Origin of the sequence: Bacteroides sp. (genome assembly GCF_052357945.1) — a bacterium.
Classification (GTDB): Bacteria; Bacteroidota; Bacteroidia; order Bacteroidales; family Bacteroidaceae; genus Bacteroides.
Genome location: NZ_DAWCXD010000133.1, coordinates 1 through 13,564 on the forward strand (window position 1 = coordinate 1; position 13,564 = coordinate 13,564).

At 38.7% G+C, this 13,564-nt stretch carries 7 protein-coding genes; all 7 read right to left on the minus strand.

Features of this window, described 5'->3' with window-relative positions; genetic code table 11:
* Positions 1–1,628, minus strand: a 1,628-nt coding sequence (locus ACT8YW_RS18240) for a TonB-dependent receptor plug domain-containing protein (protein WP_444106628.1), incomplete at its 3' end; no start/stop codon positions are given.
* Between the two features lie 170 nt (positions 1,629–1,798).
* Positions 1,799–2,737 (minus strand): DUF1735 domain-containing protein, encoded by a 939-nt coding sequence (locus tag ACT8YW_RS18245; protein ID WP_444106630.1) that lies wholly within the window; start codon positions 2,735–2,737, stop codon positions 1,799–1,801.
* A gap of 14 nt (positions 2,738–2,751) precedes the next feature.
* Complete coding sequence (locus tag ACT8YW_RS18250) at positions 2,752–4,548, minus strand: RagB/SusD family nutrient uptake outer membrane protein (RefSeq protein WP_444106632.1); 1,797 nt, start codon at positions 4,546–4,548, stop codon at positions 2,752–2,754.
* A 19-nt stretch (positions 4,549–4,567) separates the two neighbouring features.
* Positions 4,568–7,639, minus strand: a complete 3,072-nt coding sequence (locus ACT8YW_RS18255; protein ID WP_444106634.1) for a SusC/RagA family TonB-linked outer membrane protein — start codon at positions 7,637–7,639, stop codon at positions 4,568–4,570.
* An 18-nt stretch (positions 7,640–7,657) separates the two neighbouring features.
* Positions 7,658–9,538 carry a RagB/SusD family nutrient uptake outer membrane protein gene (locus ACT8YW_RS18260; protein WP_444106636.1) on the minus strand — a complete coding sequence of 627 codons (1,881 nt, stop codon included), beginning with the start codon at positions 9,536–9,538 and terminating at the stop codon, positions 7,658–7,660.
* Between the two features lie 21 nt (positions 9,539–9,559).
* Entirely contained in the window at positions 9,560–12,712 is a 3,153-nt protein-coding gene (locus tag ACT8YW_RS18265; RefSeq protein WP_444106638.1) for a SusC/RagA family TonB-linked outer membrane protein, read from the minus strand.
* Positions 12,713–12,954: 242 nt separating this feature from the next.
* A partial coding sequence (locus tag ACT8YW_RS18270; protein WP_444106640.1) for a glutaminase domain-containing protein occupies positions 12,955–13,564 on the minus strand: 610 nt, incomplete at its 5' end.

A 13,564-nucleotide genomic window follows, 5' to 3' on the forward strand; every position in this document is an offset into this window, starting at 1 on the left:
TCGTTAGAAACAGTCCATCCGGCAGATACTGTAGGGAAGAAACCGAATTTGTGTCCCGGCCCAAATTTGTGGGATCCCTGATAAGCTCCGATGACATCAATGCCATATCTTTTATCATAATTATAGCCGAACCAACCGTTTACACTTTGGAAGCGGGTTGGTAATACCATTTCATCATTGCTTTCATATTGTTCATAAAAAGCTAAAGCCGAAACTCCATGTTTTCCAAAGGTACGGTTATAATCTAGTTGAGCCACGATACCGGTTCGGCGGAAAGAACTGGTGTTGTCTACCTTGTTTATCATCGAGTCATCCTCGCGGGTCCGGCGCAGAACGTTCTCATTCGTCGCATCCTTTTCGTAATATGCGAAAGTGATAGTACGTCTGATGGAAGAGATTGTACGTGAATCCATAGATAAAGCAACAGAAGCTTTTAATCCCTCTGTAATGAAGGAAAGATCCTGTGAGAGTTTCGTACGGAAAGAACCATACAATTGTTTGTCCTGAAAGTAACCGGAGCGGTTTAGCATTGCCCATGGATTTTCACGGACTGTACTTCCTGCCACGATTTTTCCATCTTCTGCGTTGATGACATTGCCGTATTGATCTGTATATCCTTGGTCATTATACCATTCAGGGAAGATGCCCTGTGGTAATGTGACTAGATTTCTATAGATATTTTCGGCTCCGCTACCAGGTCCGTTCTGGCTTTGATACCACCCATACAAATTTACGTCCAGTTGGGTGGTGCGAGTTACAGCAAAATCAATATTGGAACGGATATTGAACCGTTCGGCAGAGTGATTGGTACTATAATCATGTGAATCATCCGTATTGAAGTAGCCATTGTTACGGGTATACATTGCATTCACGAAATACGTACTTTTTTCTGTCCCTCCTTGGATATTAAGGTTATAGCGTTGACTCCATCGGGTATCCTTCAAGTATTTATCAGCCCAATCTACATTGGGGTATAATATGGAATTAGGGTCATTCTTTGCATAATTCATAATGTCATAGTTGGAATACAGTGGATCCATATTGTCATTGTGACGGGCTATGTTATGCTGTCTTGCGTAATCGGCTGCATTTAATGACTCTAACTCTTTAAGTGGTTGTTGAGCTATTATTTGAGCTGTTAATTCAACCTGTGGTTTCCCTTTTATTCCTTTATGAGTTGTAACCAGAATAGCTCCACTGCCTGCACGCATTCCATATAAAGCTGTTGCTGCAGCATCTTTCAATACGGTAATTGATTCTACTTCGTGTGATGACAAAACTGCAAAGTCCCGCTCCTGTCCATCAACCAGTACCAGAACATCGGATGAATTACTCCTTTGCCCTCTTATCCAGAATGAATTCTGTTCATTCACTAATCCACCACCTTGCACTTGTCGGGCAAAATAACCAGGTACCAGTCCGGCCAATACTGCCGAAAGATTTGTAACAGGTAGATTACGTAACTGTTTACCCGAGATGGTGTAGGCCGAACCGTTATAATCTCCCATAGGGAGTACACGATATCCTAAATCCAAGGGTACATCCTCTTTGTTTGGGACATTTTGTGCCTGGCTTATAAGAAAACCAGGGAGTAGTCCCACCAACAAAATTTTTCTTAAAAACTTCATACGTATAAATTTTGAGTTAACACCATAGTAGATTGATTGATGATGAGGCCACCTCATTTATCACCTTCAGTGTGGTGATGATCGCTGATGGGTGTATGAGAAGCTATTTTATTGTTATCATTTTGAGACATGAGAAACCAATATAGTTCCCCATGTCTCAAGTTTTTAGATTACTTCCATGATTCTACTCGTAAATCATTCACAGGATCGCGACGTAACACTAATTGTTCTTGCACTTTATAGCGTTTGTCTGCCAGTTCATAGGTGTAATTCAGGTTGATTTCCGGACAAGGTTTGTCTCCACTGTTGAAGGTGTAAGTCGGACTTTGGGCAATGTAGCTGCCATTTCCTTCAACGATCGTAATTCCTCCTTCTATACCTTCTATTTGAACATTGTAGTCTGAGCCTGATTCACCGTTGTTGTCGATTGTCAACTGGAAACGATTGATATTGCTTTTCGCTAAGTTTGCTACTCCGGGTCTTAATAATTTATTTTGGGCGAGAGTACTTAGTTCCAGGGTATTATTATTTATCAAGTCTTTTTCTTTATACACCACAGTGGTACCTTCTATAATATTTCCATTATTATCTACTTCGCTTACTTCACCCTGAAGATAGTAAACACCGGAAAAGGAACTGACATACTTTATTGCTACAATAGAATAATCCGCTCCTTCGCGAATAGAGTTCATGGAACTTTCTGTAACTTTGAAAGGGAGAGCGTAATGTGTAGTCAGACTTAGTGGATCTGTATAAAAAGCATCTGTAAACTTGATTTCAACATCTGCTACAGGTAAATTAGATTTCCGCACTTTAAATATCTCCGGATCTTCTAATATGTAATATTCTTCGGGGAGAAGTGTAAGAGAGGTACCCTCTAATAAAGAAGCATCCAAAGTAAATTTAGCCCAATCATTCATGTCAACTTCTCGTTTACCTCCTAATGATACTCCCACATATATGGGCATATCACGGTCTGATATTACTGTACGCAATGGGGTTTGTAAAGCAAAACCAACATTTGTTGTTTCATAATCATGGGTGTAATCTTCATAGCAAGACACTAAACAAGTCGTCAAAGCGAACAATATTATTTTTGCAATTTTCATAATCGTATATAATATTAGTTATTATTCCACCCCATATTATTTTTGAGGTTTGGATTCTTTAATAATTCGTCGTTAGGTAACGGCAAATAGTAATAGCGAAGTGCATCCAACGGACGTTGTTCTATTTCTTTTATTTCATAAGAAAGACCGTTGTCTGTTCTTGTCACTTGCATTCCTTCAATACAGGTATCTAGGGGAAGTAAACAGCGGCGTAAATCCCAAAAACGCTGATCTTCGAAAGCAAATTCTATACGACGTTCATTTTGGATTAATTTCCGGAATGCAGCTTTTCCTTCAGAAGCTACTTCTGACAAATAGGTAACATCTGTGATACCACCTGATTTTTCACGTATGATTTTTAAAACATCATAAGCACTGTATTGGCAGTCGTCACCTTTACCTTCAGGTCCCCATGCTTCATTAGCGGCTTCTGCATAATTCAGCCAAACTTCTGTTTTACGTAATAATGGGTTAAAGTGCCGAGAATTCAATGTTTGAATCGGATCCAGCATATTTTTTTGTGTAGTAGACAAGAACTTAGACAAATAATATCCCGAACGGCTGGCATAAATGTGAAAACTCTCTGAATCTTTTCCACCTTCGGATACATCTATGTTTGAGTTATAAGCTCCAAACTTTTTCCCTTGATAATATAGATTCATATTGAATCGGTTATCTCTAGCTATCAGATACGGATCTTGCTCGTCATATAACGAACGTGAGTCTGTTATTGGATAACCATTTTTGGCAGGAAAGGCGGCAGCCAAATTATGGGAAGGAATTGTTTGTGCATTTCCCAAATAAAAAGGAGGATAGTGGCGGCTTTCCATACCATGTACAAGTCCCATGTAGGTGCGGAAAATAAAATCGGCCGGGGTATCACTGCCAGCGTCAGCCAAATCTTTAGCAGCCATCGCTGTAAAGGTATAGTTTACCCCTGCGTCTTTTAGCACTTCATTGGCAAAAAGAGCAGCACGCTCCCAACCAGCTTGATAAGTAGCTTCATTCAATACAGTAAAACTACCCATGCCATTTATTCGAATCACATCCATGTCCTGATAAGCCGGACTTGCTGCATAGAGCAAAGTTCTTGCTTTAAGAGCATTTGCCGCTAATCCGCAAGCTCTACCGATTTTCGATTTTCCGACAACAACATCATCTCCTGTGTAAGTTGCAGGCAAACGTCTGGCAGCTTCTTCACAGTCGGAAACAATCTGGCTGACGCAATCTTTATACGAGTCACGTTTAAACAGGCTCGGCTTCGCAGATTCCTTATCACCAATGAAATGGTTGGTGATCGTATATCCCAATGCTTCTCCTTCGTCTGTTCGTCCTCCATAAGTTTGTAACAATTTGAAGCTGCACCATGCTCTTAAAAAATAGGCTTCACCAAGTAAACGAGTCTTTATTGCCTGATCAGTTTCTTTACTTACACGATTGTATATTACATCATCTGTAACTCCTTTTTCCATGAATAGATTGATGCTTTGTATCTTATCATACATATTGTCCCAATTTCCAAGTGGATTTGTTGATCGGCTGAATGCTCCCATGCTAGCTCGGTATACACTCGAACCATAATTTCGGGTTAGTGCATTGTCTGTTGCAGCATCTAAGAAATTATCATCATAATGATCCGGAACAACCATCAAATCTGCATATACTTGCGTCAAAACGGCTTGTGCCATATCGGGATTAGTCCATACGGTCTCACTGGACCATTCATTTGTTAATTTAGGATCAAGCAGATCTTCACAAGAAACAATACTTCCCCAAACACAGGCTAACAGTATTAATTTGCTTATTTTCATATTTGCATATTTTTTAAGTTTAGAAAGAGACGGATAAACCGCCGGTTACAGTCATATAGGCCGGATAATTTGTGATTCCGGCATTTAATCTTTCCGGGTCCAGATCCTTTATTTTAGAGAAGGTAAGCAAATTTGTACCACGTACGAATAGTTTACATTTGTTTGCAAAGAATCTACCTGCCTTATTTTCAAATGTATAACTAAGTTCTACATTTTTCAAACGGAAAAATGAGCCATTCTCTGTCCAGAAACTGGAATCACGAAAGTTATTGCTTTCTGTCGTTGTTGTTAATCGGGGCATTGTACCTGAAGGATTATTAACCTCATGGTAGCGATTTAATGCTAATTCAGAGTATCCATTCAGACCATTATTCCAATAATAAGCGTTTGTACATAATTGAGTAATACCTGTATGAAGAGTTCCTAACATATAAAGTCCAAACCCTTTGTATTTGAGGTCTACATTGATTCCCCAAGTGGTTACAGGAAAACTTTGCCCTAGGCTCATACGGTCATTATCATCTACAATCCCATTGTTGTTTAAGTCAGCGTATGCAATATCGCCGTTTTGATATATACCGTATGATTGTAATGAGTGACCTTCTAATGGAATGTCTTTTCCAAATAATCCTAGTGCCTGTAAGCCAAAAATAGTACTGGTAGGTCGTCCAATGGCTTTACGATAGCTTTCCACTCCTTCTATTTCATTCCATTTATCTAATTTATTTTTCGAATAAGTCATGTTGGCTCCGACTGTGTATAAAAAGTCCCGTCCGATATTCCCTTTCCAGTTGATTGCAATATCTATACCTTGATTAGTCACCTGACCGATATTTTCATACATTGTATAATTCCCTGCTGTAGCGGCATATTGGGCGTTATTCACTCCGATGATGTCTTTTCTACATTCATGGAAATAATTGAGTTCTGTGCTTAGGCGATTATTAAGGAATAATCCTTCGATACCGATATTAAACTCTTGAGAGTATTCCCATGTTAAATCAGGATTTCCCCAGCGAGCTAAACTAACTTTATGATCTGTTTGATCCTGGAAGAAATTATAGTTGCCATTATTATTCCAACCAGTTTGATACAAGAAGAATCCAGTATTACCTGTATAGCCTAATACACCGAAACTTGCTTTTAGCTTCAGGAAGTTAACAGCTTTTGCTTCTTTCATGAAACTTTCGTTAGAAATTATCCATGAAGCTCCTACAGCCGGAGAAAAGAAAAAACGATCGTTTTTATCAAATTTGTTGGATCCCATGCCAGCCAGAGTCAGCTCGGCTAGATAGCGTTTGTCATAACTATAGTTTAAACGCAGAGAGATGTTGGCATCTTTAAAATCTTGTGTCATTCCTGTCATCTCATTCTTTGTATACCGGAATGCGCCAATTGCTGAAAAGTCATGCACTCCTAATGTGCGTTCATATCCTATATCTGCACGCATACCAAAATAGCGGTAGGTATTATTGGAGGCTATCTTTTGCGTTTTGGGCAAATCCAGCTTTTTCATCTGTGTATATCGGGTGATAGTTTCACCGTCTAAATCACTATAAGTGTCAATGGCATAAGTTGGATAAGTATTCCTTAATTCTTGACGTAAGTAACTATAATTGTCAAAAGTTACATAAGCATTAAATGTCAATCCCTTAACGTATTTATTGAAGTCAAAATTTGCTCCAAGGTTTGTCTGGCTATTTACATACCTTTCGGAAGTGTCACCTCCATAAACCATATCTGCATATAAATTGTCTACTATCCGTGTGCTGGCTCCGAAGAATGGCGTGCCATCTTCATTGGGGGTAAACTGTCCCGATAATGTTTCATTAGGAATAATGAAAGGGTACTCATTGGGACGATTAGAAGATAATGTACTGAATATGCCTGCACCATCTTTTGCTCCCCAGTTTTTCAGTTCCACACGAGCTGCAACATCTGCTGTTACTGTAAGAAAATCGGTGATTTTAATATCCAGATTACCACGTGCATTCATACGGTGTAAAGCCGAACGTTCTCCAACTTTTTCTAATCCGGAACCACCAGTATATCCACCAACTAATGCGTATTTCACACCTTCATTACCTCCATTAAACTCAATTGTACCTTTTCGGTAGATATTTTGGTTCAATAAGAATTCATTGTAATAATCAACATTTGGATACAATACATCATTGACTCCACTACTATTTCTGTATCCTTCTAATTGTGTGTCAGTATAATAAGGATTCATTCCATCGTTTATACGAGCTTCATTAAACAATTTTGAATAGTTGTAGGAATCCAGATATTTAGGTACACGTGTAGAGGACTGTACACCGTATTCTACCCCGACACGAACAATCCGTTTATGAGCTTCTCCTCTTTTAGTACGCACCAGAACCACTCCGTTTGTGGCAGCTGCTCCATACAGGATTTTGGCTGTAGCATCTTTTAAAACTTCGATGGATTCTATTTCTTCCGGTAAAATATCATCTATCGGACGTTCTATTCCATCAATAATAACTAAAGCCGTATTTGTTCCATTATTGTGTTGTCCGCGGACGTATAATGTTGATGCGTTATAGCCCAAGCCGCCGTCACCGGAAATAGCAATTAGTCCGGCGGCCTGCCCTTGTAAGGCATTGGATAATTGTAAATCAGGGTATTTTAATACATTCTCCATAGATAACTTGGAAACTGTACCTACCAGATCCCGCTGATACGTTTTTCCACCGTCTGCACGTTCGTGTATGTCTCTTTCTGAAGCATATAGATCTTCATTTTGTAATTTGATGACAGTGGGTTGTTCTTTTGCAAGGTTTATTACAAAATCTTTATAACCGAACGCTTCAATTAATAAGGTTCCATCAGCTTTTGTTTTGAGTGCAAATTTTCCATTTGCATCTGTATAGTTTATAATAGAACCTTCACCGCTCAATACTGTTACTCCGCTTAGCGGTTTACCTGTGTTGTCTGTCACTAGCCCTTTCACTTCAATAAGGGCTGTTTTTTTCTTTTTAGGTTTATCCTGTGCTTCTAGCGAAGTGGCTATGCCGGATAATATAGCAGTGACAAACAGAATAAATATGAATTTATTATATCTTTTCATTTGATTAAGCCATTTTAATTACCAATATGGGTTTTGTTGCAAATTATTCAATGCGTCTACGTCATGTTGAGGCAAAGGATACCAGTAATTCTTCTTTGTAAAAGAACGCACTTCCGGAGTTATATCGATTTGTTCATAATCATAAGTCAATGTAGACTTGTCCGTGATACTTCCATGATTAGATTCTCGTGGTGTAAATAATGCCCCCTTAATAGGATAAGTATCCTTGAATGTTTCTTCTAAGATCATCCAACGGCGGATATCCCACCAACGATGATTTTCAAACATTAATTCTACGGCACGCTCACGGCGGTAAGCTGCACGGAATTTATCAGGATCGGCTACAATATCTGATGGCAGATCTGTTAAGCCAATTCGTCTGCGAAGAATATTAATAGCTTCTGCAGCTGATATGGGACATCCCTCAATAGTTGCCGTAGCACTTCCACAACCCTCGAATAGCGCTTCTGCATAATCTAAATAAATTTGCGAAGCACGGATATATATGGTGAGGAAGCGATAGTCCCACCAACAGTTCGGATTGTTCTTTTCAAGATACTGATTGCATTCCGGCCACATGAACTTTTTACACATAAATCCTGTGAACATTCGTTTGTTGCAGTCTTTTTGAGTTAACATGTGCTGATAGGCTGCTCCTCCTTTGTAGGTTGTAATGTAATAGGTACGTCCATCAGCGTAATGTCCCCAAGTTGTTCCAGGTAAAAGTATGTTGTTATAGAAACGGGGATCACGATCCTCAAATGGTTTATGGTCATAATCAAGTGCATATCCGCTTCGTGGGTCATCAATCGGGTAATAAATACCGTCTGCTCCCTTCTTGTCAAACATATTGACTATGTTCAAACTTGGGCAGCACATGGAATTTCCATCTGGTCCCGAACCGAATGCAAGATCCTCATATTGCCAGAATGTGTGGATAGTGCGTTTTTGGTTCTGGTTATCAGCATTAGGAAATTGCCGTTTGACCCAAATGTATTCCGGCTGATGTACAGGTGGATATTTGAAGTAGAAAATATTCGTATATTCTTCTTTACTAGCCAAACCATAAGGATAAGGTGCCGACTTGCTTCCATCCATATAACGTATTACTTCGTAAGCCGATTTTGCAGCAGATTTTGCACGCTCCGTGTCATACCCTTTGTTTTCTGTAGAATTTAAATCATTTTGCATCAACGGACTCGCATCAAACAACTGTGCCCATTCTTTAAGTGCCATTGCTGCAATTTTTGTAGGCCTTCCATAGTTTGGATCATCCCAACTATCAGGTAACATATAGATTGCCTTTTGTATATCTTCCATCATCCAATCGTGTGATTCATGGTAGGTCATACGAGGAATGTCATCATCTCCACCTTCAAAGACCTTGTCAATAATAGGCATCCCTCCATATCTTTTAATTATCTGAAAGTAGAACCACGAACGATAGAAATAAGCTTGTCCCAAAATCTCATTTTTTTGTTCAGGTGTCAAAGGAGCCTTGTCGATATCATTAATTATACGATTATTGATACGTAGCGCTTTATAAGAACGAGATATAGCTGTACTTCCACCGTTGCCAATCTCAAAAGTTGTACTTGATTTGGCATTACTTAACCAGTTTCCGGAATGTAAGGTAAAAACGGCAGATGAATTATCCGTGGTTGCCATCTCGTCTGCAAAGAGACCTACAAATGCGCGTCCATTTTCCCAATTATCCATTACCATAACATTTTCCAATTGGTTGAAAGATTGATCTAAGAAACCTCGTAAAGAATAGTAATCTCTGAAGATATCATCTTCTGTCAATCCTACATCTTCCCTTTTATCTAAGAAGTCTTCACAGCTTGTCATCCCGCCAAGAATGAAAACTGAACAGATATATAATAATACTTTTCTCATCTTTATTTCTTTTGAATATGATTAAAATGAAACTCTTAGTCCTAAGGTATAAGTACGGACAATCGGATAGCTACCTACACCTCCTGTTTCTGGGTCTACTCGTTTATCGCCTTTCCAGAAGGTCAGTAAGTTATTTCCATTCATGTAAACCTGAAGATTGGAAATATGTGCTTCACTCAACCATTTTTTAGGGAATGTATAGCCTATCTCCATATTCTTTAATCGTATATACGAATAGTCGGAATAACGATAAGTACTTTCCACTTTATTGTATGTATTGTTCAAGTGTGTAGCAGGTCGCATAACACCCGATGAGTTAGCTGTTTCCGGAGTCCATCGTTCCATAGACTTTGGTTGAACGCGTATATTTGAAGCGGGAAAATCCCACAGATATTGGTCAAACTGTAACTTGTATATATTGCGTGGCGAATAGAGCATTGCACTGAAGTTAAGCCCTTTCCAATTGAACCCGAAAGAAAATCCGATAGTAGTCAATGGGTAATTCAATTCGTCTACAACTACCTTGTCATTTGAGTTGATTATCCCGTCTCCATTGAAGTCTATATAGATAAGATCTCCAGGAATTACTTGCGATGCTGTAGTACCATTTATAGCCGTTTGTGCGTAATTGAACACATCGTCTATTGAACCATAATTACCGATCGCAATAAAACGGTTTTGATAATCAATCGGTTTACCTGCAGCTTTCAAATGCTCATCCGCATTTCTTGGATCATCCTTATAGACAATCCGGTTTTCGCTGGTTGCAAAAGTTAAAGCTCCCCAGTAATTAAAATTACGTCCGATTTTGTCATTCCAGCGTAACTCTAATTCTAAACCATGATTTTTCGTTTCTCCTCGGTTGATAGCGTTAAAAGTAGCTCCTACAATAGAAGACGTAGTTTGTGGGGTCATTAGAATATCTTTACGATTCTCTTTAAATAAATCCAAAGTTAAATCTAACTTATTCCATAAGCCAATTTCTATTCCAAGGTTATGTTTAGTCGCTTTTTCCCAGGTTGAAGTCAAGTTAGCAATATCTCCTTCTGTATAGAGCGGGCTATGTGTGACTCCTTGTGTATTTCCTAATTCAATACTTCCTAAAGAATTAAATAATTGGATGTAATTCCAACGTGCAGCAGCTGCATCACTACCGACTTTTCCGTATGAATATCTAAATTTTAAGTTAGTCAGCACATCTCCAACATGTTTTTTTATAAAAGGTTCTTCTGAAGCACGCCATCCCAAAGAATAGGAAGGGAACAGGCCGAAGCGTTGTCCTCGGGCAAATTTTTCCGAACCTGTATAAGAGATATTCATCTCTGCCAAATAACGTTCTTTCCAGTTATAAGTAACACGTCCCACCCATTCTTCACGATAACTTGGGAATTTGATAACTTTATCATCTTTTAAATCAGATACTTGACGGTTCATCAGAGCTAACGCTGTTACATTATGACTCCCGAATGAACGATTATATTCCACAGAGAATTCGTAATATAACTTACGATTATAACCATCCAAATTGTCATAAGAAACGTTGGGAGGTAGTTCAATATCCTCATCATTTGGCCATCGTTTTTCCAAAATCATGGGGTAAGTGAGAGAACCATCTGCATTGACTGTCGGATTAGAATAATCATATTCGCGATGGTATTTAATAATACTGTTTCTGGATTCAAAATCATTGTTACCCCAAATTTCACCAGTCTTTATACTGGAACGAGTAGTGGAAGCAGATGTATATGAAACTTTTGCGGCAGCTTTCAGACCTTTAGTTAGAAAGTCCAGTTTTTGTTCCAAACGAACATCATACCATCCCTGAAAGGTTTTATACAGTTGTGATCCATTTGTATTCATATTACAAACAGGATTATAGCCGGCAGTAGATCCATCTCCCCAATAGCCATCACTATACTTTATCGGGAAGGAATTGGTTGGTGCCGCAATGATTCTAGTGTACACATCATCAGCAAAGTTGTCATTGCGGTATCCCATTTTCCCTGCAATATTTACTGATAAGGAAGTCGTTTTAGTTAAATTAAAATCTAAATTTGAACGCCAGTTATAACGGCGATAGTAGTTCCTTGGATCAAAATTCTCCTGTTTCTGTAAATCATAAATATCACCGTCATTTTGATAACCGATGGAGGCGAAGTAACGCATGAAATTGGTTCCTCCGCTGATATTCACATTATATTGTTGGGAAAAACCTGGTTTAACCAACTCATCCCACCAGTCTACTTGTGGAAAGACATCATTATAAGGGCCGTAGTTGCCTGTATCAAAAGCATTTGACCAAGCATTGATGACAGATTGTTTAATTTGTTGATTCCAGTTGTTGTCATTAGCTACAGCTTCATTATACATTTTCATAGATGTAACATAATCTGCCCATTCCATATTTGCAGTAGTCTGTTTAATACCAAAGCTTGTAGAAAAATTGATGTTTGGTTTCTTATCTTGTCCGCGTTTGGTTGTTAACAATATTACACCATTTGCACCTCGAACCCCATATACGGCTGTAGCAGAGGCGTCTTTTAGAATAGATATAGACTCGATCTCATTCATGTCAACATCGTTCATATCCCTTTCTATACCATCCACTAATACTAAAGGGTCAGAGTTTTGCCATGAAGCCTTACCACGAATGTACATTTTGGTATCACTTGCTCCAGGCTTGCCTGACGTATTGATAGCTACCAAACCATTTAGTTTGCCTTGTAAAGCCTCTGATACAGAAGTAATATTACCTCCTTTCAACAATTCTTCTCCTTTAGTTTGGGTAATGGCGCCTACACTTGATACCTTTTTCTGAATACCATAACCTACTACCACTACTTCTTCTAGTTGCTTGCTGTCTTCTTCCAGAGAAATGATAGGCTCTTTTTTCAGATCATCCACTTTGATTTTCTTTTCTTGATAGCCGATATAAGAGATTTTGAGTACAGCATTAGCAGCTACAGATAGCGTAAACCGACCATCTATGTCAGAAATGGTACCATTCGAAGTGCCTTCAACAGTAATATTTACTCCTATTAAAGGTTCATTACTTTTTGCATCTACAATTTGTCCTTTAATGCTATGATTCTGCCCCCAAAGTAGAGGAGGAGAGAGTAGCAGAGCTAGAAAGAGTAGACACATCCACTTAAATTCCAAGTTTTGATGTTTCATAGTAATAACGTTAAAAAGTTGTGTGTATAAAAAACATTCTTATTTCTTTTTTCTGTTTTGGGTAAGGTTCTACTATACAGCGTTTAGCCCATATTTGGTAAGCCTTTGTCATTTCAACTACTTTTTGCCATAGCATTATTGATGAACAATAATGCTATTAGCAAAATGAGATAATTTGATTTTATAGTAATATTCTTTAAAGATCTCATATGTATAAATTTGAAGTAAACGTCGTGCTAACTTTATTGATTATTCTGAACTTTATCCATTAATACCTTCATCCAGTATCCTCCGATCACCGAACGGGCTCTGAAGCCTACCCATTTACCGCTGTCTGTATGGTGCCAGTCACTGATAGGTACACGTGATACTGTTTCATTGATGTATTTATAGACAGGATCAGAGAATTTCTGGAAGGTCTCCTTATCTGAGGACATAGCTGCTGTCCACATAATCCAATCGGATTTTGTGTATTCTTTACGAGAATCCAAAGGAAGTCCATAAGGATTCTGTTTTGTCAAGTAATAATTAATTTCTTTCCCGATTACATTGTTAGGGAATAATTTCAGATCCCACAACTTATCCCAAACCATATTGTATTTTTGGCTCCAAGTGTTTTTACGGTCAAAAGCCAAACGGTAATGGTCACCTTCATTTGCCATTTCCTCCCACTTTGTTGCCATTTGCTTAGCTGTCGCTGCATATTTATCTGCTACATCATTCAAACCGAGCATACGAGCCATTTCGCTGTATCCGGCTACACCCATAATTGCTTTCACTGAAAGATTGGCATTATGAGCCCAATGTCCGGCGAAATCATCCGTGCAAAGTTGGTTTTCCGGGTCCTGTCCA

What these genes read in the sequence shown, in the direction of transcription:
- ACT8YW_RS18245 (WP_444106630.1), bottom strand. Translation starts at nt 2,737, where the DNA reads ATGAAAATTGCAAAAATAATATTGTTCGCTTTGACGACTTGTTTAGTG.
- ACT8YW_RS18250 (WP_444106632.1), bottom strand. Translation starts at nt 4,548, where the DNA reads ATGAAAATAAGCAAATTAATACTGTTAGCCTGTGTTTGGGGAAGTATT.
- ACT8YW_RS18255 (WP_444106634.1), bottom strand. Translation starts at nt 7,639, where the DNA reads ATGAAAAGATATAATAAATTCATATTTATTCTGTTTGTCACTGCTATA.
- ACT8YW_RS18260 (WP_444106636.1), bottom strand. Translation starts at nt 9,538, where the DNA reads ATGAGAAAAGTATTATTATATATCTGTTCAGTTTTCATTCTTGGCGGG.
- ACT8YW_RS18265 (WP_444106638.1), bottom strand. Translation starts at nt 12,712, where the DNA reads ATGAAACATCAAAACTTGGAATTTAAGTGGATGTGTCTACTCTTTCTA.